This is a genomic window from Limnospira platensis NIES-39, assembly GCF_026000695.1.
In the GTDB taxonomy this organism is placed as follows: Bacteria; Cyanobacteriota; Cyanobacteriia; order Cyanobacteriales; family Microcoleaceae; genus Limnospira; species Limnospira platensis.
Genome location: NZ_AP026945.1, coordinates 5,306,339 through 5,329,772, shown reverse-complemented (window position 1 = coordinate 5,329,772; position 23,434 = coordinate 5,306,339). Strand labels below are relative to the sequence as shown.

23 protein-coding genes and 1 riboswitch are annotated in these 23,434 nt (G+C 43.9%); of the genes, 8 read left to right on the top strand and 15 right to left on the bottom strand.

Going from position 1 to position 23,434, the window contains the following annotated elements; genetic code table 11:
- Window positions 1-6 precede the first annotated feature (6 nt).
- From N39L_RS26140 to N39L_RS26080, 13 genes are all read right to left on the bottom strand, one after another.
- Window positions 7-669: a Na(+)/H(+) antiporter subunit B gene (locus N39L_RS26140; RefSeq protein ID WP_006619695.1), complete on the bottom strand. Its 663-nt coding sequence runs from the start codon at window positions 667-669 to the stop codon at window positions 7-9.
- Window positions 669-1,298: a DUF4040 domain-containing protein gene (locus N39L_RS26135; RefSeq protein ID WP_006619694.1), complete on the bottom strand. Its 630-nt coding sequence runs from the start codon at window positions 1,296-1,298 to the stop codon at window positions 669-671. Before N39L_RS26135 ends, N39L_RS26140 begins: the two co-directional genes overlap by 1 nt.
- Window positions 1,288-1,569, bottom strand: coding sequence for a monovalent cation/H(+) antiporter subunit G (locus N39L_RS26130; protein WP_006619693.1), 282 nt, complete (start codon window positions 1,567-1,569; stop codon window positions 1,288-1,290). The genes N39L_RS26135 and N39L_RS26130 overlap by 11 nt, the downstream gene beginning before the upstream one ends.
- 3 nt (window positions 1,570-1,572) lie before the next feature.
- Window positions 1,573-1,833, bottom strand: a complete 261-nt coding sequence (locus N39L_RS26125) for a hypothetical protein (RefSeq protein ID WP_006619692.1) — start codon at window positions 1,831-1,833, stop codon at window positions 1,573-1,575.
- Window positions 1,830-2,228, bottom strand: a complete 399-nt coding sequence (locus tag N39L_RS26120; protein WP_006619691.1) for a Na+/H+ antiporter subunit E — start codon at window positions 2,226-2,228, stop codon at window positions 1,830-1,832. The genes N39L_RS26125 and N39L_RS26120 overlap by 4 nt, the downstream gene beginning before the upstream one ends.
- Window positions 2,225-3,685 (bottom strand): cation:proton antiporter, encoded by a 1,461-nt coding sequence (locus tag N39L_RS26115; protein WP_006619690.1) that lies wholly within the window; start codon window positions 3,683-3,685, stop codon window positions 2,225-2,227. Before N39L_RS26115 ends, N39L_RS26120 begins: the two co-directional genes overlap by 4 nt.
- Window positions 3,682-3,990 carry an NADH-quinone oxidoreductase subunit K gene (locus N39L_RS26110; RefSeq protein ID WP_199318073.1) on the bottom strand — a complete coding sequence of 103 codons (309 nt, stop codon included), beginning with the start codon at window positions 3,988-3,990 and terminating at the stop codon, window positions 3,682-3,684. The genes N39L_RS26115 and N39L_RS26110 overlap by 4 nt, the downstream gene beginning before the upstream one ends.
- Window positions 3,991-4,154: 164 nt before the next feature.
- Complete coding sequence (locus N39L_RS26105; RefSeq protein WP_014276812.1) at window positions 4,155-5,615, bottom strand: cation:proton antiporter; 1,461 nt, start codon at window positions 5,613-5,615, stop codon at window positions 4,155-4,157.
- Between the two features lie 193 nt (window positions 5,616-5,808).
- The gene (adhE, locus tag N39L_RS26100; protein ID WP_014276811.1) at window positions 5,809-8,475 is read right to left on the bottom strand and encodes a bifunctional acetaldehyde-CoA/alcohol dehydrogenase; all 2,667 of its coding nucleotides are present in this window, start codon (window positions 8,473-8,475) and stop codon (window positions 5,809-5,811) included.
- A 665-nt stretch (window positions 8,476-9,140) separates the two neighbouring features.
- Window positions 9,141-11,747 (bottom strand): adenylate/guanylate cyclase domain-containing protein, encoded by a 2,607-nt coding sequence (locus tag N39L_RS26095; RefSeq protein WP_014276810.1) that lies wholly within the window; start codon window positions 11,745-11,747, stop codon window positions 9,141-9,143.
- Window positions 11,748-11,875: 128 nt separating this feature from the next.
- Window positions 11,876-13,009, bottom strand: a complete 1,134-nt coding sequence (locus N39L_RS26090; RefSeq protein ID WP_006617169.1) for a glycosyltransferase — start codon at window positions 13,007-13,009, stop codon at window positions 11,876-11,878.
- 103 nt (window positions 13,010-13,112) lie between these two features.
- A complete protein-coding gene (locus N39L_RS26085) occupies window positions 13,113-13,910 on the bottom strand; it encodes a DUF3153 domain-containing protein (protein ID WP_006617168.1) in 798 nt (265 codons plus the stop codon).
- 91 nt (window positions 13,911-14,001) lie between these two features.
- Window positions 14,002-14,817, bottom strand: coding sequence for a carbohydrate ABC transporter permease (locus N39L_RS26080; protein WP_006617167.1), 816 nt, complete (start codon window positions 14,815-14,817; stop codon window positions 14,002-14,004).
- A gap of 475 nt (window positions 14,818-15,292) precedes the next feature.
- On the opposite strand from N39L_RS26080, the gene N39L_RS26075 reads away from it, so the two are divergent.
- The 3 genes from N39L_RS26075 to N39L_RS26070 all read left to right on the top strand — a co-directional run bounded on the left by N39L_RS26075 (window position 15,293) and on the right by N39L_RS26070 (window position 17,767).
- Window positions 15,293-15,988, top strand: coding sequence for an aldehyde oxygenase (deformylating) (locus N39L_RS26075; RefSeq protein ID WP_014276809.1), 696 nt, complete (start codon window positions 15,293-15,295; stop codon window positions 15,986-15,988).
- A gap of 185 nt (window positions 15,989-16,173) precedes the next feature.
- The gene (locus N39L_RS33405) at window positions 16,174-16,287 is read left to right on the top strand and encodes a hypothetical protein (RefSeq protein ID WP_493572993.1); all 114 of its coding nucleotides are present in this window, start codon (window positions 16,174-16,176) and stop codon (window positions 16,285-16,287) included.
- Window positions 16,288-16,747: 460 nt separating this feature from the next.
- Window positions 16,748-17,767 (top strand): long-chain acyl-[acyl-carrier-protein] reductase, encoded by a 1,020-nt coding sequence (locus N39L_RS26070; protein WP_006617164.1) that lies wholly within the window; start codon window positions 16,748-16,750, stop codon window positions 17,765-17,767.
- Window positions 17,768-17,837: 70 nt separating this feature from the next.
- Here the strand turns inward: N39L_RS26070 and N39L_RS26065 are convergent, their stop codons facing one another.
- Both N39L_RS26065 and N39L_RS26060 read right to left on the bottom strand, forming a co-directional pair.
- Entirely contained in the window at window positions 17,838-18,011 is a 174-nt protein-coding gene (locus N39L_RS26065; protein WP_014276807.1) for a hypothetical protein, read from the bottom strand.
- A 230-nt stretch (window positions 18,012-18,241) separates the two neighbouring features.
- Complete coding sequence (locus N39L_RS26060; RefSeq protein ID WP_006618893.1) at window positions 18,242-19,444, bottom strand: argininosuccinate synthase; 1,203 nt, start codon at window positions 19,442-19,444, stop codon at window positions 18,242-18,244.
- A 121-nt stretch (window positions 19,445-19,565) separates the two neighbouring features.
- On the opposite strand from N39L_RS26060, the gene N39L_RS26055 reads away from it, so the two are divergent.
- From N39L_RS26055 to N39L_RS26035, 5 genes are all read left to right on the top strand, one after another.
- Window positions 19,566-20,492, top strand: coding sequence for a glycosyltransferase family 2 protein (locus tag N39L_RS26055; RefSeq protein ID WP_006618892.1), 927 nt, complete (start codon window positions 19,566-19,568; stop codon window positions 20,490-20,492).
- Window positions 20,493-20,535: 43 nt separating this feature from the next.
- Window positions 20,536-20,696, top strand: a riboswitch (cobalamin riboswitch).
- A 20-nt stretch (window positions 20,697-20,716) separates the two neighbouring features.
- Complete coding sequence (locus N39L_RS26050; protein ID WP_014276806.1) at window positions 20,717-21,472, top strand: energy-coupling factor ABC transporter permease; 756 nt, start codon at window positions 20,717-20,719, stop codon at window positions 21,470-21,472.
- 11 nt (window positions 21,473-21,483) lie between these two features.
- Window positions 21,484-21,792 (top strand): energy-coupling factor ABC transporter substrate-binding protein, encoded by a 309-nt coding sequence (locus N39L_RS26045; protein ID WP_006618890.1) that lies wholly within the window; start codon window positions 21,484-21,486, stop codon window positions 21,790-21,792.
- A complete protein-coding gene (cbiQ, locus tag N39L_RS26040; RefSeq protein ID WP_006618889.1) occupies window positions 21,793-22,596 on the top strand; it encodes a cobalt ECF transporter T component CbiQ in 804 nt (267 codons plus the stop codon).
- A complete protein-coding gene (locus N39L_RS26035) occupies window positions 22,580-23,431 on the top strand; it encodes an energy-coupling factor ABC transporter ATP-binding protein (RefSeq protein WP_014276805.1) in 852 nt (283 codons plus the stop codon). The genes cbiQ and N39L_RS26035 overlap by 17 nt, the downstream gene beginning before the upstream one ends.
- Window positions 23,432-23,434 lie beyond the last annotated feature (3 nt).

The window sequence follows — 23,434 nt, the reverse complement described above, 5'->3', positions numbered from 1 at the left end:
ATTAACCTATAATAAGCCCCGATAGCGAATAAAAATTAACACCGCTGCCCAAGACCCCAAAGCCACCTTTAAGGCGACTAAAATATTCAGTAATGGCATAATGCCACCACTGACTAAACTCCCTAATTCCCCGTGGGGGAATTCTATACCAAACAGAGTAATTACCGACAATAAAATAAAGATGAGGACGGAAATTTTCTCCCAAATAGATGCCTGCCAACGCTGATAAATTCCCTGCATTAACTCCGGTGGAGAAGTGATCGCAATTAGACCGATCGCCGTCCCTCCGGCTACTCCGGCCGCAAAACCACCCCCAGGGCTAAGATGACCCCTAATGGCTAATTCAATACTCACCAAAGCCGCAATAGTTGCCCCTAGTCGCGCTAAAACAATGGAGGGTTGATCAGTAAATCGATATACTTTACTCAGGGGTTTCTCGTTGGCGAGTAAAAAATTACAGCCCATAATTGAGATAGTAAAAACCACTACCTCGAAGATGGTATCATATAGGCGATTTCTGAAAATGATGCCAGAAACCGCATTAGGTACACCACTATCTTGCACTACTACTTCCACAATGGAAGGACCCAACCATTCATCAATTGGGTTGGATATCAACAACATCTTGATATAAAGTATGACACCCACAGCGATATAAACCCATTTCATTAATGTTTCTCCCCAGATTCTGTTAAGTTAAAATAGTTTAAAATGGTTATGGATGATGTCAGTTCGGCTTCCATAATCTCATGGAGCCGTTTGATTCTAGTTGTGGTATAATAGGGTAAAGGTTCCGGTTCTGATGGTTCTGTAGTTTCTCCAGGTTTTGGTTGATTAGATTGGGTGGGGTATGGACTGGCAAATAGGGAATGTAAAGGCTGAATACAAGTGGCATGAATTTCCTTGGTGACTAAGGCATGATGTAACTCTTCTAAGTCCTTATAAGGTACTAATTCAACCCGCATATAATGTTGGCGAAAAATTAAGCGCAATTCATCGACAATTTTACCAAAAGGGCGATCGCTTTCCGGCAGTTGTAATTCCTCTTTTAAGACACCCAAACGCATGACCAAAGAAGAACGCACCGCCACGCCATACAGAGTAATTGCCAGCATCGTCCCCACTAATGCTTCAGTTAAGGCTACATCTGCAGCCCCTAAGATGGCATAAACCAAAGCAGCCACAGCACCCAATATACCACGAATTACTAAGGCATGATAGGGGTTAACTTGTAAAACTACCATGGCGGTGGCTAGAGGCATTAATGCCGTAATGAGATAGATAGTATTATCGTTCATCGTCACCTTCACTACTGGAACAGTAAGCTAATACATATCCTAAAACAGTATTCCAAATTGCCAAAGAGATAATGGCGAGAATGAGCAGGGGCCATTCGCTGGGAATTCTCAGTAATAGTCCGACAACTATGGTCATGGAACCCAAGGTATCAGAGACTGATAAACCATGTAGTTTGAATAATACTGAGCGATCGCCCACGAGGGGAAAGGTTCCCCAAAACCAAAAGACCACCCCAAGTAACATCAAAAGGTCACTGAATAAGTTAATCATGATTCACTTAGTTAATACATCACTCATGCGTCTAAGAATTTGAGCCAATAGCATTAAAGACGCATTCCCAACACTGAGAATAATTACCCCAACTACGCCAATCATCCAATCATCTCTTAAGACCGAGACAACTAGAATCATGATGGATGTTTTACTAGCAATACTAGAAAATGCTAACACCTTTTGCCAAATATTATCATCTTGGCAGGCTTCGTAAATAGGAATCATTAAAGCTACCAGCATCATCATTAAGATGGTGTTCATGAGTCAGGCCTCCTGCGACGTACCCAATGGACTTCATACCAGCCCTCTTGGTGATATTTTAAAACAATGGTTTTGGGGGTAAAGGTAATGATAAAGATATCTAAAAAAATTAAACCAGGTGTCCTTTGGGGTTTAACTCTTTCCATGGTGATATCTTCGTAATTATGGGGTTTTAAGATAATCTCAAAAGCCTCTATGTAGGCTTGAGGCACTGACTTAATCACTTCCCCAAAAGCCCTTAACCAGTCTTTCAAAGCCGCCTTAGAGGGCCGACGACCAGGTAATAGTAAACACACACTCACCCCGATAATGATATTAGCTAAACTCAGGTCAGCAGTAATCAGAAACCAAATAGCTAATCGCAGAATTAAGTTGAGAGATAGATATTTAATCATGCTATACTCACCGCAAAAACAAACCAAAACAGCACTGTTAACATGATGGTCATTCCACCAATAATATGTTCCAGCTTTTCCCAGGTTCTGGATAGGTGAAATTCCCAGTTTTTAAACAGCAGAAAATAAGCCAACCATCCGCTACCTATAGTTACCAGGGATTTGACAATATTATCAATGGTATAAGCTGATTGATAATAGAAAAAGTTAGCCAAAATTAGCCCCCCCAGGAGAATTACCATAGCTGGCAATAGTCCCCGCTGCTTTGCCTCAGTTTCTGGGGTTTCTGGTAGTTGAGTATGGGGAATAAAGATGAATTTGGCAAAGTATATTGTGGTTCCTATGGCGGCTATATTTAGGATGATGTCTTGCCAAGATAACAGATTTTTAAAGGTGACCATTTTCGCCCCAAAACCTGCCAGTAAGGGGAAACCAGACACGGATAAACTAGCTATCAATAATGGTATCCAAACGGAGGTATTAATGGGCTGGGACTGTAGTTGCTTAAAGCTGCGACTGGGTAGGCTTCCAGCTATTAAGAATAAAGCTGATTTAACCAAGCCGTGGGTGAGGGCATAAAACCCAGCAACTACGGGGGCGGCGAGGACAAATCCTAATTGGGAAATGGTGCTAAAAGCTAGGGTTAGCTTGGTGTCTTTTTGAAAAACAGCATAAACTACGCCGAAAATGGCGGTGCTAATACCAAAGATTCTTAGCACTGGGTCAATCTCTGGTACAATGAGAGCGCAACGAATTAGGGGAAATACTCCGGCTTTGACTACGACTCCTGAAAGGAGGGCGGAAACGGGGGTTTCTGATTCGGAGTGGGTTAGCGGTAGCCATAACCCAGAGACAAACACGCCACCTTTGACTAATAGTGCCATTAGGATAAGGGCTATGGCTTCTGGAGGGGAAACCCGTAAGCCACTAAAGGCAAAGGAATGAGCGGCTTGGTAGACAAGACCGACCCCAATCAGATAGAATAGCATGGCGGTGTTGCTGACAAATAGATAGCGTAAGGCTATCCAAATGGAGCGATCGCTACGAGGATAGGAAATTAACAGGAAAACTGCGATTCCTAACACCTCTAGGGCTACATATATGCTAATAAAATCTTGACAAACAAATGTGGCATTAACACTGCCATGTAAAATGATAGCCTGGGCATAAAAAAAGGCGGATTTACCCCGGTTCCAACAGTAAAAAACCACTGCCATGGTGACTAGGGCGTTGGTCAAGATAAAGTAGCCACTTTGTTGATCAACTAATAGTTGAACACCGAAGTTATCTAGTAGCTGGATTGATAAATCTGTATCATTTAACAGAACCTGCAACCCATAAGCTAGGGAACAAAGGGCTGTGAAAATGGCCAGATAGCGATCGAGTTTGGGGAGTAAATAGATACTGAACCCCATACACATTGGTAATGCTATCAATGCGATCGTAATATTGGTCATGGGGTATTGTTCTTTTCGATCTCGTCGGTTTCTAGGGTGGGGTTATCGCGGGCTAACTTTATGACACCAACCAGCATTAATGCTTGGACGGAAAAGCCAATTACGATCGCCGTCAAAATCACCGCCTGTGGCACCGGGTCGGCATAAGTGCCATTATCTGCGGCATTACCGATAATCGGTGTAAAAAAGCCATCCCGTGAGGCGATGAGTACATAATAGGCGATTACCCCTGTACTCATCACATCCATGGAGATAATTTTCATCATCAGGTTCTTTTTGAGAATGATGCCGAAAAATCCGAACATCACGGAGGCGAATACTAACGACTCTAACACAATTATCTGTCAGCTAAAGGAGTTGATGAATTATATGTAAAGCATACACGATTTCGGCAAAAAACAAAACATCTTTTTAGGGATTTTGGCAAAATTTAGTTAGCCCAAATCTCGTGTTTTATTGTGTCCAAAATTTAGGAGATTTTCAACCACACAACTAGCCAAAATATAGCGGTTAAACTCAGGGTCATGACCCCCATCAGGTGGTCTAATTTTTCCCAAGTTTTGGGCAGGTTAATTAGGGAATTTTTGAAAATCAGAAAATAGGCTAACCAACCCACCCCAATAGTAGCTAAAGCCTTAGTAATCTTCTCGACGGAATAGGTGGACTCGTAATAGAGACTATTGGCACAAATTAAGGCAATAAACAGAATACCTATAGCGGGAAGTAATGCCAATTTTTGAGAGTCAAATTTTTCGGAATCGGCGGATTGTTGGTGGGGAATAAAGATAAATTTGGCAAAATATATCACGGTTCCGACTGAGGCAATATTGAGGGCGATATCTTCCCAAGTTGACAAGTCTTTAAAAACTAGAGCTTTGGCTGAAAAAATAGATAACAGCGGGAAACCAGATATAGACAAACTAGCCAGGAGTAGAATTAGCCAGAGAAAAGTATTAATGGGCTGTTGATGCAGTTGTTTAAAGTTGCGGCTGGGCAGGCTTCCTTCTATGAGGAATAAAGCGGATTTAACTAAGCCGTGACTGAGGGCATAAAAACTTCCGGCGACGGGGGCGACAATGATAAAACCTAATTGGGAAATACTGCTAAAAGCGAGGGTGCGTTTGGTGTCTTGTTCAAAAATGGCATAAATTGCACCTAACAAGGCGGCAGCTACCCCAAAGATGCTGAGAATTGGGCTAAATTCGGGTAGAATTAAGGCTAAACGTACTAAGGGAAAAACTCCGGCTTTGGTGACAATTCCTGAGAGAAGGGCGGAAACAGGGGTTTCTGATTCAGCATAGGTCATGGGTAGCCATAACCCTGAGACGAAGATACCACCCTTGGCTAATAAACCCATGAAGATAAGGGATATAGCCTCTGGGGAGGAACCCCGTAAGCCAGCAAAGGCAAAGGAATGATGGGCTTGGTAGACGAGGGCGACTCCTACCAGGTAGAATAGCATGGCGGTATTGCTGACAAATAGATAGCGTAAGCCTACCCAAATAGAGCGATCGCTGCGAGGATAAGCAATTAATAAAAAAACGCCTATTCCTAAGACTTCTAAAGCCACATATAGACTGATAAAGTCCTGGGAGATAAAAATGGAGTTAAGGCTGCTATGAACAATTAATATCTGAGTAAAAAACAACCCAGAAAGCCGGGACGACCAACAGTATAAAATCACCGCCATGGTGACTAGGGCGTTGGTCAATATCAAGTAGCCACTGGTTTGGTCAATGAATAGTTGAACACCAAAGTTATTCAGTAGTTGTATATTCAGGTTTGGGGGTTCCAAAATAACCCATAACCCGTAAGCAAAAGACATCAGGACAACGGCCATAGCCGAATAGCGATCTATTTTGGGGAATAGATAAATGCAAAATCCTACCAAAATTGGCAGTAATATCAAGACGATGGTGATATAGGTCATGGGTTGTTATGGTCATCCAGATAATTACTCACATCAGGTTCTTAGTGAGAATCTAATATTTGGATTATACATGAGTCAGACACCAAAATATTTATGGGTATGCTGTCTCCCATGTGATCAAAAAAAGAGGGGATCTGATCTAGTCAGAAACCCGCCTCTTAAATTAACTTCTATTGATTAGGTGACTGAAAACCTATTCACCCATCATGACTGGTTCCGGGCCAAAGGTCGGAAATACAGTTTTGCCATTATTTTCACTCGCCACCACGGGATGACCATAATAGGCATCAATAATCAGTTGCTTGAGATCCTCAATTAAGGGATAGCGAGGATTGGCCCCTGTACACTGATCATCAAAGGCTTGATCGGCGACTTCATCAACTTTAGCTAAAAACTCGGCTTCGCTTTCTTTAACGACTTCTTTCATGGCTTTAGGAATGCCTACCTGATGCTTGAGTTCTTCAATAGCCAAAATTAGGCGATCGATTTTTTCATCATCAGTATTCCCTCCCAAATGCAAATAATCGGCCACCCGAGCATAACGCCATTTAGTGTTAGGATATTTGTATTGGGAGAAAGTGGCTTGTTTGAAGGGTGCATCAGTGGCATTGTAGCGAATTACATGGCTAATCATCAAGGCATTCGCTAAACCGTGGGGAATGTGGAAAGTCCCGCCTAATTGGTGGGCAATGGAATGGCAAATGCCTAAGAAACCATTAGCAAAAGCCATCCCAGCCATGGTAGAGGCATAGTGCATTTTTTCCCGTGCTTTCGGGTCATTCGCGCCATTTTTATAGGAACTAGGCAGATACTTGAAAATCAGCCGAATGGCTTCTAAAGCCATGCCATTAGTGTATTCGGAAGCCAAGACGGAAACAAAGGCTTCTAAGGCGTGAGTTAAGGCATCAATACCGCCAAAAGATGTTAAACTTTTGGGCATATTTAACACCAATTCGGGGTCAACGATCGCAATATTAGGAGTCAAGGCATAATCTGCCAAAGGATACTTAATATTATTGCGGCGATCGGTAACCACAGCAAAGGGTGTCACTTCCGAACCAGTTCCCGAAGTGGTAGGAATTGCTACCATTAGTGCTTTTTCCCCCAGCGGCGGCAAATCATAGACCCGTTTACGGATATCCATAAATCGCATCGCCAAACCTTCAAACTCAATATCTGGATGTTCATACATGAGCCACATAATCTTAGCCGCATCCATAGGCGATCCACCACCAATGGCAATAATAACATCGGGTTCAAAGGTATTCATGAGAGTTAAACCCCGTTGTACGGTATCCAAAGACGGGTCAGGTTCAACATCATAAAAAACGTCATATTTAACCCCGATTTCTTCGAGGACTTCCTCAAGAGATGCGGTAATTCCTAAGTTAAACAAAGGCTTATCAGTGACAATAAAAGCCCGTTTTTTACCTGCCAACTCTCGCAAAGCGACGGGTAGGGAACCATACTTGAAATAGATTTTGGGAGGGACTCGGAACCACAGCATATTTTCCCGTCGTTCGGCGACGGTTTTAATATTTAACAGGTGAGTAGGTTCGACGTTTTCACTAATGGAATTACCGCCCCAAGTTCCACAACCCAGAGTTAAAGAAGGGTCAAGACGGAAATTATACAAATCTCCGATCGCCCCTTGAGATGAAGGGGTATTAATTAACACCCGCGCCGTTTGTACCTTACCCTCAAAGGCGTTAATATGAGCAGTATTATTAGGGGAAGTATACAAGGCAGCGGTGTGACCACGACCTCCCAACTGTACCAAACGTTCAGCCTTCAGAACCGCATCCTCAAAATCTTTCGCCCGATACATAACCAAAACCGGCGATAGTTTTTCATGGGCGAAGGGGTCATCATCATCAATTTCCGGTCGTTCCCCGATAATCACACGGGTATTATCAGGAAGATTTAGCCCAGCCATTCCTCCCAATTTATTAACAGTTTGACCGACAATTTCGGGGTTAAGATGACCGTCTACAAAAATGACGTTAGCCATGCGATCGGTTTCTTCTGGGGTGAGGAAATAAGCACCACGGCTGAGAAATTCCTCCCGCACCTGGTCATAAATAGAATCAACGACAATTACAGACTGTTCACTAGCACAAATCATGCCATTGTCAAAAGTCTTACTCAGGATAATCGAAGATACCGCCATTTTAATATGAGCAGAATCATCAATTAAAGCCGGAGTATTCCCCGCTCCAACACCTAAAGAGGGCCGCCCGGAAGAGTAAGCAGCCCGCACCATTCCCGGACCCCCTGTAGCGAGTATCAGTTTAATATCCTGATGCTGCATCAAGGCTTGAGATAGGGGAACTGTTGGTTCATCAATCCAACCAATAATATCTTCCGGCGCACCGGCTTCAACGGCTGCTTCCAGAATAATACGCGCCGCCTCATTAGTACATTTTTGGGCGCGGGGGTGGGGTGAAAATATAATCCCATTGCGAGTTTTTAGGGCAATTAAGGCCTTAAAAATAGCTGTAGAGGTGGGATTAGTAGTGGGGACAATACCTGCTAAGATGCCCACAGGTTCGGCGATTTTTTGGAATCCGAAGGATTTATCGGATTCAATAACACCACAGGTTTTGGTGTTTTTATACTTGTTGTAGATGATTTCTGAGGCGAAGTGATTTTTAATCACTTTATCCTCAACCACCCCCATACCTGTTTCTTCGACTGCTATTTTAGCTAGAGGTATACGCGCCGCATTAGCCGCTAGGGCAGCTTTCTTAAAAATGTAGTCTACCTGTTCTTGAGTGAAGCCAGAGAATTCTTGCTGGGCTGCTTTTACCCGCGCAATCAAGTTCTCTAATTCTTCGATATTGGTCACTCGGTTAACCATGAAAATACCTCAGATAGGACTATTGCCCAACTATGTACAGGGTCTTAGGCTGACCCATGCAGTACAGTAGTTGCTCAAAGATTTTGACTACCAGACAGTATAGCGCTTGTTCCTGATTTGTGTAGGTAGGACTTACTAAAACATCAAATTTGCGAGACTCCTCTACCCTTGATTATAGTAAAATGGTGTATCCGATGATACATCTTTCCTAAAGAATTAACTAAATTTTAACCTCCCATTAACTATCCAAATTGCGACATTCCCCAAGCCACCTAGTCATCAATTATCGATTATCCGGTAGGGGCGGGTTCCACGGTCAATCAAATTGACAACAAATAAGATTACTAAACCCGCCCCAAGCCACCTAGTCATCAATTATCGATTATCCGGTAGGGGCGGGTTCCACGGTCAATCAAATTGACAACAAATAAGATTACTAAACCCGCCCCAAGCCACCTAGTCATCAATTATCGATTATCCGGTAGGGGCGGGTTCCACGGTCAATGAAATTGACAAAAAATAAGATTACTAAACCCGCCCCAAGCCACCTAGTCATCAATTATCGATTATCCGGTAGGGGCGGGTTCCACGGTCAATGAAATTGACAAAAAATAAGATTACTAAACCCGCCCCACGCCACCTAGTAATCAATTATCAATTATCAATTATTTAGTTGTCATAGTATGGATACCATCCCAGTCGGAGGGTGGGGTATTTTGTAGATAATTGTGGGCGCGACCGATATGAATTTCGACGGCTCTATCATCCGATCGCATTTTTTTAGCCACTTCAAAATGCTGAATAGCTAAGGCAAAATCCCTGGCTAAATAAGCCTGTCGTCCCAGATTATAATATCCCAAAAACTCGACCCATTCATCATCTAAAGCCTGATTTTTTGAGCCAATCAACTCATAAATATTAACGGCATTATTTTTACCTTTAACCCGGACTTTATCCAACTCCCTAACCCAAATGCGATCGCCACACAAATTATAAGTCATTTCACTTAAAATAATATCACAGCCATACAATTTAGTAAGCTGTTCCAAGCGGGAACTCAAATTAACCCCATCGCCAATCACAGTATAATCCATCCGTTTTTGAGAGCCAATATTTCCCGATACTACTTCTCCCGAACTCATACCAATACCAATTTTAATTTGAGGTTCATTAGGTCGAGACTCATTAAAATCTTTCAACCGTTTTCGCATATCCAAAGCGGACTTAACCGCCATCCAAGCATGATTATCTCTGAGAGGAAGAGGCGCACCAAACACCGCCATAAGTGCATCTCCGATAAACTTATCCAAAGTTCCTTCATGGGAAAAAACGGCTTCCACCATAGTTTCAAAATATTGATTTAGCAACGCCACGACATCAGAGGCTTCCAAATTTTCAGTCAAGGTGGTATAGCCACGAATATCAGAAAATAGAATAGTTACTTCTTTCCTTTCCCCAATCATCAAAGCATCTTCTCCCAAAGCCATAACCCGTTCAGCCACCCCAGGAGTCATATAGCGATACATGGTAGTTTTCATACGTTTTTCGCGGCTAATATCTTCCAAAACCACCAAACCACCCCGGACACCACCTTCTGGGTTAGTCAAAGGATTAACAGTTAAATTAATGCTACGTTCTAGCTGTCGAATTTCGGAAGCGATCGCCTGATTATCAGCCAAAGCATTGCCGTCTAAAAGCCTATATTCTTGACCCCAAACATGATAAATATCTGGTTTTTTCGCATCAGGAACCACCAAAATAGGAATGGGTGTTTTATCTCCAAATTCCCTAACTATCATTTCCACTAATCCCACAGTTAAACTTTGTTCCGGGACAAAATGGCGGGCGGCAAATTTGAGACTATCCTCAAGACGCAATTGCAAATTTTCAATAGGAAGAACATCCCAGATATATTGTCCGCTAAGTTGCTCTTCCCAATATTCGCGAATTTGTCGATGGCGGGGACGGTGACGGGGACAGCCGAGCAATTCCAAAGCAGCATCATTAATGGTAACAATGCGACCTTGTAAATCCGTAGAAATAACCACATCTGAGAGACTTTGGAGAATATCTTTTTGATACTGTTTCTCCACCATGACATTCTCAAAAAGTTGGGCATTTTGTAAAGCAATACCCGCCTGAGCATTAAAAGCCCGCAGAAATTCCTCATCGGAATCAGTGAAACTGCCTTTATGTTTATTGATTAACTGAGTGACACCGATCAGCTCACCTTTAGCGTTGTAAACTGGCATACAGAGAATATTACGAGTGCGATAGCCAGTTTTGCGATCGGTGGTCGGGTCAAAGCGAGGGTCTGCATAAGCATTGGTAATATTTAGCACTTGACCTGTGGAAGCCACATAACCCGCAATTCCCTTATTAGCCGGAATGCGAATTTCCATCATGGTTTTACCATCAGCCTTAGCCACTTTAGTCCAGAGTTCCTCGGTTTCTTTTTTGAGTAGGAAAATGGTACTGCGATCGGCTTGCATTAGGTCTCTGGCCTGTTCCATTACGGATAATAAAGTAGTTTCGAGATCTAAACTCTGACCGAGGGTAGTGGTAGCTTTGAGGAGGGCTGCTACACCTCGCTGGTTACGGGCGGCGACAAAAAACGATTGGCAGCTTTCGAGGATAATACCAATAGAATCAGCAAAGGAGCGAAATTGCTGTTCGTCTTCCTCGGTAAAAGGGCGATCGCCTGCTTTATTGAGGAGTCGCACCACCGCCACCGCTTCTTGAGGATTTTGGGTGCTAAAAATAGGCATACAGAGAATGCTACGCGCTTCGTACCCATGAGGTTGGTCAATAGCGGGGTCGAATAGTTCATGGGTTTGAGCATCGGTGATATTGAGGGCTTCTCCGGTACAGGCGACATGGCCGAGAATACCCACATCCATGGGTAGGCGAATTTCCTCGGTATGTTTAGCGTCGGAGTTACCCTCGCCGTCAGTAGAGTTGGTTTCGGGAGAGGTTTTGTACCAAAGCTGACCCTTGTTGCGATTAATTAAAAAAATGGTAGTGCGATCGGCTTCTAGGATTTGTCCGATTTTGAGAGTAAAGGCATCGAGAAGCTGTTCGAGGAGGGTTTCGATCGCTTCATTGTTAATCAGTTCGATAGCTCGGAGAAATTGTTGAAATTCTGCGGTAATGAAATCGAGAATACAAATAAACTCTCCCATTGGCAGATTTTTCACACGATCTGCCAACAAGCCCATGCGATTAACTTGAGTCAATGTAGCCAGAATGCTACCTGCGTGGGAAACTGTCATGGGTCGGGGTTAAATTGACAAAGGACTCCATCTGAACGGTTTATCCCCCGATTCAGTAGCCTCAAAAGGAAGAAGCAAGGAACAGCGATAATCTATTCCTTGTCTCAAGTCTACGGGTTTCCTTTCAACTAAGCAACAGAGGGCAGTGATTCACGAGCCAAAATATTTTGATAATAGCGCCTCAGTTGGCTAGTAGCAGCAGCCCACCCCCAGCGTTCGGCTTCTAATCGGGCATTTTGTCGCAACAGTTCCCGCTCATCACTATGGGATAATAGTCTACTGGTGGCTTTGATGGCTCCTTGTTCATCCTGGGGGTCAAACAGATAGCCATTTACTCCGTCAGTGACAATATCAGGAATTCCCCCAGACCGCGCGGCAACTACGGGGGTTCCTGCCGCCATAGCTTCGAGGAGGACTAAACCTAGGGTTTCTGTCCGGGAAGGGAAAATAAAGGCATCAGCGCAGGCGTAAGCGGCCGCTAATTGCTCTCCCCGCAGATAACCGACGAAGTTGGTGGGAGTTCCGGCAAAATGCTGTTCTAGGTTTTCCCGGTTCGGACCATCTCCGACTAGGGCGAGACGGGCGTTGGGTATTGCTGCTAGAATAGGTTTAATGCGATCGATTTCTTTTTCGGCTCCTAGTCTGCCTACATACAACAGTAGGGTATCGTCTGGGTTTCCCATACTGAGGCGATCGCGCATTTCTTTAGTGGCTTTATGGGGTTGGAACATTTCTGTATCCACCCCCCTCTGCCATAGGTCTACCCGTTCAATGCCATGATTGCGTAACTCCTCAACCATTGCTGTGGAGGTACACAGGTTTAACATAGCCTGATTATGGGCTGTACGCAATAACCCCCACAGGAATTCCTCTAGCATTCCTAAGCCGTAGTGGTGCAGGTATTGGGGTAGATGGGTATGGTAGGAGGCTACTAACCCGACGTTGAGTTTTTTACCATAATACAGGCCACTTAATCCCAATACGGCTGGGTTGGCTACATGGATAATATCTGGTTTAAATTCCGCTAATTTTGCCCCAATTCCCGGATGAGGAAGACCGATTTTGAGTTCAGGATACATGGGGAGAGGAAATCCCTCTACACCGTAGATTTGACAGCCTTTATATTCGGTTAATCCACCTTCTGGAGAAACTATTAGCACCTCATCACCTAGGCGATTTAGTTGTTCGGCGGTATGACATAAACGGGTGACAATCCCATCTATTTTCGGTAAAAATGTTTCAGTAAAAAGGGCGATTCTCATAAAAAGTTAGCGCGGCTTGTCAAATATTTTGGAAGGGTTTAGAGACCATAAAAAAACCAGTCTTTTCGACTCAAGTAATCACCAGTGTATAATTAACCCATTTTTAGTTATCTGAGGTAACGGGTTGATTATTGTTGGCGGCTGGTGTGGTAGTGGGTGATAACAGTCGATACTTCAGCAGGAAGCCAAAATATGCGAACAGGACAATGATGGCTGTGCCAATGCCGACAGGACTAGGAACCCAGAAAATGGCTTCTAGTCGGTTAATCTCCCCAGGTTGGAGAGTCCATACTACCAACTTGCCGTTTTCTTCTGTGGTCGGGTTGGAGTCAGAGTCGGGGTTGCCGTCAGCTATCACCCGCGCTCCCCAAGGGGTAATCAGCCTAAATTCTAGGTCGATCAGGTTTTCGGCCCCAACAATAACGTTATCCTCGCTGGCTACTAGGGCTAGGGATGTTAGGTCTAATTCTAGGTTAATCCGATTACGCAGAGCAAATATTAAGTTATTTTGCTTTAAACGCAAATCTGAGGCAAATTGTGGTAGTTGCCCTTCTGTAGCCGGAAGCGATCGGCTAGAGGGGGGAGTGATGGGGTTAAAAAAGGCGCTAAATTTTTTCTGTAAATCTGCCCCATTGTAAAAGGGGATAGTAACTTCAATCTCCTGATTGGACAATTGTTTAGCTTTACCGTTGAGAAGTTTGGCGCGACGACGTAGACTCGGAAGCCACTCATCTAAAGCGTCTGACCCTAAGTTAGTCACTTCTTCGGCTAACCGGATATGCTGGACAATTTTGCCGTGGGTCTGATCAGAAAATTCAATCCCTATATCGGAGTGAACACATCCCCCCAGCATCAGGGAAACTAAACCCATGATGATCAGAACTCGCAATCGTTTCAACATCCCTATTTGCCTCACCAGAACATCGGCTGCTCATCTGTTTCTCCTCTTCTCATCAAACCCGATCGCCAAACCATTGTCAATTGCTGAGGGGTTAATTTTTAATTCCTGTGGTAGCAATGCCTCGGATGAACTGTCGCTGACCCAACAGGAATAAGATCACCACGGGGACAGTGGCAATAACTACGGCGGCCATTAGTAGTTGCCAACTGCTGGTAAACTGTTCCTGAAATTCGGCTAAAGCTAGTTGTACGGTTCTTAACTCGGGTCGGGTGGTAAATACTAAGGGCTTGAATAAATCATTCCATTCGCCAATGAAGGTAAATAGAAACAGGGTTACCAGGGCGGGACGGGCTAGGGGTAGCATGATCTGGGTGAGAATTTGCCAGCGGTTGGCCCCGTCAATGGTGGCCGCTTCCTCTAAGGCTAAGGGAATGGTGATGAAATATTGGCGTAACAGAAAAATCCCGAAGCCATTGACGGCTGTGGGTAGGATTAAGGCCCAGTAGGAGTTGAGTAAATGACCCCATTTGAGGACGAGAAAAATGGGAACTACTAACAATTGAAAGGGAATTACCAAGGTCGCCAAGACTACTAAGACGATCGCCTGTCGGCCGCGAAATTTGAGTCGCGCTAGGGCATAACCCGCTAGGGCTGAGGTGATCACCTGAAAGGCGGTTACAGATAAGGCGACAAAGGTGGAATTAGCGAAGGCTAACAGAAAGCTACCCCGCTGCCATGCCTGTTGGTAGTTTGCCAGGGTAAGCTGAGAACTATCGGCGGCGCTAGGTTCTGATAGGGAGGTGAACACTACGATCACTAGGGGCAGCAGGACAATTCCCGCCCCCACCAGTAACAACAACAGGGTTAGCACCTGAAAAAAAGTATTCCAGTTTACAGATTTTTTCATAAAGTTGAGTTACAGAGCGATCGAAAATTGGATTAAGATAAACTTATCAAAAATGCCATGATTATTAAGTTTAACTGGGTGTGTCAGGAACTAATCTTAGAAAATACGACAAAGTTGGTCAATTCCTGGAATAAATAGATAAAGTAAACTATAAAGATCCTAATGCTTGCTGATGCTAAAGGCCATTGAGTGAGTCAGATGCCATAATTCTGTATCTGGATTCTCAGTGTAATGGCCATTGATGGGGGAAGCAAGCCATAAAAATAGCAGAATTTTGACCCCCACTGTACGGTCAGGCAGATCGAAACAGGTTCTCGGACATGAGAGCAAAACGCTTGGGGAGATATCTACCTCTGGATATCTGGCTTTCGAGTTGGATGTGTAAGTGATATCAGTGAACCAAGAATTCCACTGCTAATAAGGGTGGGAGTGTCAAGAACAGCTCATTTGTTTGTTACCAGGAGAAATTTAATTTATGCCACAGCTTGAAACAATTGCTGAACTAGACTTTCAGAACGAAACCTATAAAGATGCCTATAGCCGGATTAATGCGATCGTAATTGAAGGTGAGCAAGAAGCATATGATAATTACATCAAACTGGGTGAAATGCTGCCGGAAGAACGGGAAGAGTTGATTCGTCTGTCGAAAATGGAAAAGCGTCACATGAAAGGGTTTCAGGCTTGTGGTCGCAACCTGGAAGTTAGCCCCGACATGGACTTTGGCCGTGAGTTCTTTGCTCAACTGCATGGTAACTTCCAAAAGGCGGCGGCTGAAGGTAAGTTGGTCACTTGTTTGCTGATCCAATCTTTAATTATTGAAAGTTTTGCGATCGCTGCTTACAACATCTATATCCCGGTGGCTGATCCCTTTGCTCGCAAAATTACCGAAGGCGTGGTTAAAGATGAGTACGAGCATCTGAACTTTGGCGAGGAGTGGCTGAAAGCTCACTTTGAAGAGTCCAAAGCTGAATTAGAAGAAGCTAACCGCCAAAACTTACCCCTGGTCTGGAAAATGCTTAACCAGGTGGAAAAAGATGCCAGTATCCTGGGAATGGAGAAAGAAGCCTTAATTGAGGACTTCATGATTGCCTATGGGGAAGCTCTGAGCAATATTGGTTTCACTACCCGCGATATTATGCGGATGTCTGCTTATGGCTTGGCAGGAGTTTAACTTAGTCAGGTTGAGATTTTGAACAAAAACGGTCGGTGCTGTCGGTGCTGTCGGTGAGCGCAGCCGAACCGCTGAACAGGTGGCGGTCTGCGATCGCCACGGTCTTAATCGTCATAGCCTGATCCTCTGAGCAACAAATCCCAGCCCTAGAGCGTTTAATCCACGCAACAGCTAAACGTCCTGTCGTGAAATACCCGTCCATCGATAGGATATTCTACAAGTTCCCTAGCTACTACCGCAGAGCGGCCATCAGCGCCATTGGGCAGGTCAGCATCAAAACTGGCTTACGATGGGTCTAGGATGGTGAAACGAGACTCAAAAAACTATGCTCTGGCTGTATTTTCCCATGGGAAGCGCTATAACTGCGACCTGAATGGAAGTCAAGATATTGCCGAGAGGAATGCTGAAGCTCACTCGCAGAAATGACGGTGAGGAGGGCTCGCGCAAATGTTCTGGAGGTTCGCCTAGAAGCTGGGCTTGTTTGTGTGATATTTGGACTCAGGCGAGTCCGGGATTACCATAAGACACTCCCACCTCGCGCCCTCGCAGGTGGGGAGGGCTTCATTCTGAATTGCTGGCACTATGGGCAGGTTGGTGATGAGATTAAGGATAAAGTCACAAGCCAACCTGCTCCTTTGCAGGTAAAATTAATTTCTATATCCGGCATCGACTCCCATATTTTTGCCGGGAGATCGGTAAATAGAATAGCCTCCCCCAAGAGGATGTTAACTAAAAATAACTAAATAACTCAATCGAATCATGTTTGGTCTCATCGGTCATCTTACCAGTTTGGAACACGCCCAGGTTGTGGCTCGGGATTTGGGTTATGCAGAATATGCTGATCAAGGTCTGGATTTTTGGTGCAGCGCACCACCCGTAATTGTTGAGGATCTTAAGGTAACAAGTATTACGGGTCAGGTAATTGAGGGTAGGTATGTAGAGTCTTGCTTCTTACCCGAAATGTTGGCTACTAACCGCATGAAAGCTGCTACTCGCAAAATTATTAATGCTATGGCTCATGCTCAAAAAAATGGCATTAATATTACGGCTTTGGGGGGGTTTTCTTCGATTATTTTGGAGAGATTTAATTTGGATCAACTGGGTAGAATTCGCAACATTAAGTTAGAGTTTGAGCGCTTCACTACCGGAAACACACACACGGCTTATATTATTTGCCGTCAAGTTGAACAAGCCGCACCGAAATTAGGAATAGATTTATCTAAGGCTACTGTGGCGGTTTGTGGTGCTACCGGAGATATTGGGAGTGCGGTTTGTCGGTGGCTAAATGGCAGACTTGATGTGGCTGAAATACTATTGATTGCTCGCGATCGCCAAAGACTCCAAAACCTCCAAGCTGAATTGGGACGGGGTAAAATTATGGCCTTAGATGAAGCATTACCCAAGGCTGATATTGTGGTTTGGGTCGCTAGTATGCCCCAGGGGGTGGAAATTGACCCGGAGGTTTTGAAAAAACCCTGTTTGTTGATTGATGGCGGCTATCCTAAAAATATGGCAACTAAGTTTCAAAGTCCCGGTGTTCATGTCCTGTCTGGGGGCATTGTGGAACACGCTTTAGATATTGACTGGAAAATCATGAAAATTGTCAATATGAATGTTCCCGGTCGCCAGCTATTCGCCTGTTTTGCGGAATCTATGTTATTGGAGTTTGAGGCTATATATACCAATTTTTCTTGGGGCCGAAATCAAATCACTTTGGATAAAATGGATATGATTGGTCGGATGTCTATTAAACATGGTTTTAAGCCACTGATGTTATAATTCTTTCCCCCTCCTCACCCGCTATTCTCAAACTCTGTTGATCTGGCAATTTCGGGTGAGGATCTGATTATTACTTGTGGCTTTTGGGGGGAATGCACAAAATATGGTTTTTGTCAAGGGTGATAAAAATAGTGGGGGCATTTTCCTCAAAAACTCGTGCATCGTGAATTTTATTTTTTGCTGGCAGAATAACTTTAACCGCGAGATAATCAGGGTTTCCGGCTGTATTTTTGCATATAGGCACAGTAAGCCCTTGGGTGCAATTTCTCCCAGCTTACCACAACCCCTATAATCTCGTCAACTTTTTGCGAGGAATTGGCAATAAAATTGTATTAATTCTTAACAATCTTTGGAAAAAAAAATATATTTGGTTGTATTAATTAGCAAAACTTATATAAAATTCGACAAGTAGGGGCAGGGGGTGGGGCAGTTCATTAACGGTAGAACCCGCCCCGATAGTTGAGAATTAAAGGGTTAATCTCTCATTTTTTCAGACCAAACGCGAGTGGGAAGACCCCAAACATAGATAAATCCTTCGGCGGCTTTGTGGTCAAATACATCTTCAGAGCCGTAAGTAGCCAGGTCAAGGCTGTAGAGGGATTTGTCAGACTTGCGGCCGACAATGTTGCAATTGCCTTTAAACAGTTTTACCCGTACAGTGCCGCTGACCCGTTCTTGAGTTTGTTTGATAAAGGCATCGATCGCACCTTTGAGGGGACTAAACCAGAGGCCATTATAGACAATTTGGCTATAGGTTTCCTCAATGCCGCGTTTATAGCGGGTGACATCAGAAGTGAGAACCAGACTTTCAAGATCTCGGTGAGCCTGAATGAGTACAACCATGGCAGGGGATTCGTAAACTTCCCGAGATTTAATGCCTACCAAACGATTCTCGATCATATCAATGCGTCCGATACCGTGGTTTCCGGCGATCGCATTTAAGCGAGAGATCAGGTCAACCCCGTTGAGTGCTTCCCCATTGAGGCTAACAGGAATGCCAGCTTGGAAGCCAATTTCTACATATTCGGGCTCGTTAGGAGTATCAGCGATCGCTTTAGTCATCCCATAAATATCCTCTGGGGGTTCAACCCAGGGATCTTCGAGTGGTCCAGCTTCGATCGCCATACCAAGCAAGTTGCGATCGAGACTGTAGGGGGAAGACTTTTTAACCGGGAAGGAAATGCCACATTTTTCCCCATAGGCGATCGTCTCTTCCCGACTCATACCCCACTCCCTAGCCGGAGCCAAAATCTTAATATTAGGGTTGAGAGCGCCGATAGACACATCAAAGCGGACCTGATCATTGCCTTTTCCCGTGCAACCGTGAGCGATCGCGTCTGCTCCGTATTTTTCGGCAACTTCCACCAAAATCTGAGCAATCAAAGGACGTGCTAAAGCCGTAGCCAGGGGATAGCGATTCTCATACAAAGCATTGGCTTGAATAGCCGGAAAAGCAAATTCCTGGACAAATCGCTGTTGTACATCAATCACTAAAGACTCACTCGCGCCAGAGTCGAGGGCCTTTTGTTTCACTGGTCCTAGTTCATCACCTTGTCCCAAGTCAACCGCCACAGTAATTACTTCAGCTACCCCAAACTCGTTTTTGAGGTAAGGAATACAGACGGAGGTATCTACACCACCAGAGTAGGCAAGTACAGCTTTTTCAGCGCGACCCATAATCTACCAAAGCTCCTAGACAACAAACATTTCATTATCACCCCAATCGCCACGATTTAACAGTGAACGGGTAACAATTAGGTTATAGTTTCAGAGCATCGCCAACTGTCCCCCAAAATCTATGTTTTTTAGCGTTGTTATCCCCACCTATAACCGTTTACCGATTTTACAGAAGTGTCTGAGAGCATTAGAAAATCAAGCCTATAGCGCCGCCGTGACGGGTTTAGAGGTGGTGTTAGTCGATGATGGTTCCACTGATGGGACTGTGGAATGGTTGGCCACTCATCAGGGCGCATTTCCCCATCTTCGCATTTACCAGCAAGACCACCAGGGACCGGCGGCGGCGCGAAATTTGGGAGTTGAACAGGCTAGGGGAGAGATTATTGTTTTTATCGATAGTGATTTGGTGGTAACTGATAGCTTTCTGGAGGCTCACGCTAGGGCATTAATTGCCAACTCTCAAAAAAGCGATCGCATCTTTACCTATGGTCGAGTTGTCAATACCTGCAATTTTGAACATCCCACCACAGAACCCTATAAAATTACCGATTTTTCCGCCGCTTATTTTGCTACTGGAAATGTGGCGATCGCCCGCCATTGGTTAATCGAAGCCGGATTATTTGACCCTCAATTTCAGCTTTATGGTTGGGAAGACCTCGAACTAGGAGTTAGGCTAAAAAAATTAGGTTTAAAATTAATCAAATGCCCCGCCGCCGTCGGATATCATTGGCATCCACCCTTTAGCTTAGAACAAATACCCGCCCTAATTGAAAAGGAAAAACAAAGGGGCAGAATGGGGGTAGTTTTCTACCAAAAACATCCTACATGGTCAGTAAAAATGATGATTCAAATGACAATTTTGCATCGGATACTCTGGGGGATTTTATCCCTCAGAGGTCAACTTAATGAAAGGACAATGGCGCATTTTTTACAGTGGTTAATTAATCGTGGTCAGTCTCAATTAGCCTTAGAAATTTCTCGGATTTTTTTGAATTGGTATAATGTGCAAGCCGTACAACAATATTGGGCCACCCGAGAGCATACTTAATTAAATATTTGCCAGCTTGGTTCACTATTGACCTACACATGGTATAATAGCCAAAACTATAGGTTCTAGTGGGGAACAGCCACTAGGAGTAATGGGGAAAGTTCGGTGTAAATCCGGCACTGTCCCGCAACTGTAATCAGATTTAAGGCAAATTTTTCCACCCAATCTGTGAGTCAGGATGCCCGCCTATAGTTATTTCTCACTCACAAATCTGCGAGGTACAGATGAGCAAAAATCATCGAATGATACACCTAATCGCCATGATTGGGTTAACATTTTATTTGGTAATAGGTGCAGCCACTCCAGCTCAAGCAATGCACATTATGGAAGGTTTTTTACCTATTACCTGGGCGGTTTTTTGGTGGGTGTTAATCATCCCTTTCTGGGTAATTGGTTTACAAAAACTCACCAAAATCACCCAAAAAAACCCCGAATTAAAGCTATTAATTGCCCTAGCCGGAGCCTTTACTTTTGTCCTGTCAGCCCTGAAAATACCCTCAGTGACAGGGAGTTGTTCTCACCCCACCGGAACCGGATTAGGAGTTGTTTTATTCGGACCGTCAGTGATGACAGTTTTAGGCAGTTTAGTTCTACTTTTCCAAGCCGTATTACTCGCTCACGGCGGTTTAACTACCCTGGGAGCCAATGTATTTTCCATGGCAATTGTCGGCCCTTGGGTCGCCTATGGCATTTACCAACTATTCTGCCAATTTAACCAACAAAAACTAGGTATTTTCTTCGCAGCAGCCTTGGGAAGTTTAGCCACTTATTTAATTACCTCCATACAGTTAGCCGTAGCTTTTCCGGCTGCTTCTGGGGGGGTTATCGCTTCCTTTATCAAATTTGCGGGGATTTTTGCAGTCACTCAAATTCCCCTATCAATTAGTGAGGGACTATTAACGCTGGTAGTTTGGAATTGGCTAGAGTCCTACGCCTCAGAAGAACTGCAAACCTTGAAAATTGGGAAAGCTAATAGCTAAGTAAAATAATCATGACACCAACTTCTGATCAACCCGTCAAAAATCGCAATTTATGGATGATTTTAGCCGTCGTTATTTTATCCATAACGCCACTAATTTTTATCCGAGGAGATTATGAGGGAGCCGATGAACAAGCCGAAAATCTCATCGGCGAAATTCAACCCAATTATCAACCCTGGTTTGAACCTATCTTAGAAGTTCCCAGTGGCGAAATTGAGAGCCTGTTATTTGTTTCTCAAGCCGCCATTGGTGCGGGTATCGTGGGCTATGTGATTGGCTTATATAAAGGTCGTCAACAAGGCAAAAATCGCTCATCCTAAATGCACCATCAAATTGATGCGATCGCCTATACCAATCGGTTAAGGTATTTACCCTCTGAACATAAGTTAACCTTTGCCGCCACCCTGTTTTGTCTCAGTTTGGCGGCTCCCCCCCTCCTGCAAATATTGATCACCATTTGGGTGACAATTTGGGTTGTGATTTACGCTAAAATCCCCCTAGGAATTTATCTGAAATTGCAAGCCATCCCCTTTAGTTTTTGGTTAACTAGCATTCCCGCCTTACTATTGGGGGTGGTTAATTCAGCTAATCTCGAATTAATTAAAACTGATATTATCTGGGGATTTAACCTAGGGGATATCTTGATATATTTCAGTAATCAAGGAATGCAACAAGCTGGGTTTTTGCTAACTCGCTCCCTAGTGTTAACCTCCTGTATGTATTTTATTTTACTCACTACCCCCCTAGTGGAAATCATTAGAATTTTCCGTAAGATTGGCTGTCCGAGTTTAATCACAGAATTATTAATGTTAATGTATCGGTTTATTTTTATGTTAACTGAAACCGCTAGTCAATTATTAATCGCTCAACAGGTTCGCATCGGTTATGGTGACTGGAAAACTACCATTCGCAGTTTAGGAATTGTCACCAGTCAATTACTCCAACAAACCCTAGAAAATTATCGACAAATTTGTTTAGGATTAACCGCGCGGGGGTTTAACGGAGAGTTGCGGGTTTGGTCGGTTTATCGCCACCAACCTAACCCTCGATATACCTGGGAAGGATGTTGTGGTTGTCTACTATTGTTGGTGAGTATTGGATGGTTTTATGTCCTCGGAATTTGAGTTACTAGAATTTGAGAATGTTCAGTATACTTACCCCGGTAGTCAGCAGCCAACCCTGGAAAATATCACTTGTCAATTTGGTAGATATCAGCGTTATGCTGTCATTGGACGTAATGGCTGCGGAAAAACTACCTTATTTCGATTAGCTAATGGGTTATATCGTCCCCAGTCAGGGGTGATTAGTTGGCGAGGTCAACCGCTACAATATAAACGGCGATCGTTGAATCAATTGCGCCAAAATGTGGGTTTAGTATTCCAAAATCCTGAACAGCAGTTAGTAGCCACTACCGTGTCAGAGGATATTTCCTATGGCTTGTGTAACTTGGGTTTATCTACCTCAGAAATTGCTCAAAGGGTGCGCCAAATTTTGGCTGAATTTGATTTAGTCAGTTTGGCGGATTTACCGATTAATTATCTGAGTTTGGGGCAGAAAAAAAGGGTGTCAATTGCTGATATAATGGTGTTGCAGCCACAATTATTATTTTTGGATGAACCTACGGCTTATCTTGACTCTTATCAAGTTACTAACTTTCACTGCTTATTAAATCAGATTCAACAGCAAGGAACTACTCTAGTTATCGCTACTCATAATTTGGATTTTGTGGAAGCATGGGCGGATTGGGTTTTGGTACTTGATAGGGGAAAACTGGCTTGTCAAGGTACACCAAAAGCCGTTTTTAGTCAAGGTCAACAACTCCAAGATTTAGGTTTGGGGGTTCCTTTAGTGGGGGATTTAATCAATTGGTTACAAGCTGAGAATATGGCTTTATCGGAAACACAGTTAAATCAGATTCAGCAACAGATACGCGATCGCTATTGGCGCTCAAATTCTTAATTT

Excerpts from the sequence above, each read along its gene's own strand:
- N39L_RS26140 (WP_006619695.1), bottom strand. The coding sequence starts at position 669 with ATGAAATGGGTTTATATCGCTGTGGGTGTCATACTTTATATCAAGATG.
- N39L_RS26135 (WP_006619694.1), bottom strand. The coding sequence starts at position 1,298 with ATGAACGATAATACTATCTATCTCATTACGGCATTAATGCCTCTAGCC.
- N39L_RS26130 (WP_006619693.1), bottom strand. The coding sequence starts at position 1,569 with ATGATTAACTTATTCAGTGACCTTTTGATGTTACTTGGGGTGGTCTTT.
- N39L_RS26125 (WP_006619692.1), bottom strand. The coding sequence starts at position 1,833 with ATGAACACCATCTTAATGATGATGCTGGTAGCTTTAATGATTCCTATT.
- N39L_RS26120 (WP_006619691.1), bottom strand. The coding sequence starts at position 2,228 with ATGATTAAATATCTATCTCTCAACTTAATTCTGCGATTAGCTATTTGG.
- N39L_RS26115 (WP_006619690.1), bottom strand. The coding sequence starts at position 3,685 with ATGACCAATATTACGATCGCATTGATAGCATTACCAATGTGTATGGGG.
- N39L_RS26110 (WP_199318073.1), bottom strand. The coding sequence starts at position 3,990 with ATGTTCGGATTTTTCGGCATCATTCTCAAAAAGAACCTGATGATGAAA.
- N39L_RS26105 (WP_014276812.1), bottom strand. The coding sequence starts at position 5,615 with ATGACCTATATCACCATCGTCTTGATATTACTGCCAATTTTGGTAGGA.
- adhE (WP_014276811.1), bottom strand. The coding sequence starts at position 8,475 with ATGGTTAACCGAGTGACCAATATCGAAGAATTAGAGAACTTGATTGCG.
- N39L_RS26095 (WP_014276810.1), bottom strand. The coding sequence starts at position 11,747 with ATGACAGTTTCCCACGCAGGTAGCATTCTGGCTACATTGACTCAAGTT.
- N39L_RS26090 (WP_006617169.1), bottom strand. The coding sequence starts at position 13,009 with ATGAGAATCGCCCTTTTTACTGAAACATTTTTACCGAAAATAGATGGG.
- N39L_RS26085 (WP_006617168.1), bottom strand. The coding sequence starts at position 13,910 with ATGTTGAAACGATTGCGAGTTCTGATCATCATGGGTTTAGTTTCCCTG.
- N39L_RS26080 (WP_006617167.1), bottom strand. The coding sequence starts at position 14,817 with ATGAAAAAATCTGTAAACTGGAATACTTTTTTTCAGGTGCTAACCCTG.
- N39L_RS26075 (WP_014276809.1), top strand. The coding sequence starts at position 15,293 with ATGCCACAGCTTGAAACAATTGCTGAACTAGACTTTCAGAACGAAACC.
- N39L_RS26070 (WP_006617164.1), top strand. The coding sequence starts at position 16,748 with ATGTTTGGTCTCATCGGTCATCTTACCAGTTTGGAACACGCCCAGGTT.
- N39L_RS26060 (WP_006618893.1), bottom strand. The coding sequence starts at position 19,444 with ATGGGTCGCGCTGAAAAAGCTGTACTTGCCTACTCTGGTGGTGTAGAT.
- N39L_RS26055 (WP_006618892.1), top strand. The coding sequence starts at position 19,566 with ATGTTTTTTAGCGTTGTTATCCCCACCTATAACCGTTTACCGATTTTA.
- N39L_RS26050 (WP_014276806.1), top strand. The coding sequence starts at position 20,717 with ATGAGCAAAAATCATCGAATGATACACCTAATCGCCATGATTGGGTTA.
- N39L_RS26045 (WP_006618890.1), top strand. The coding sequence starts at position 21,484 with ATGACACCAACTTCTGATCAACCCGTCAAAAATCGCAATTTATGGATG.
- cbiQ (WP_006618889.1), top strand. The coding sequence starts at position 21,793 with ATGCACCATCAAATTGATGCGATCGCCTATACCAATCGGTTAAGGTAT.
- N39L_RS26035 (WP_014276805.1), top strand. The coding sequence starts at position 22,580 with ATGTCCTCGGAATTTGAGTTACTAGAATTTGAGAATGTTCAGTATACT.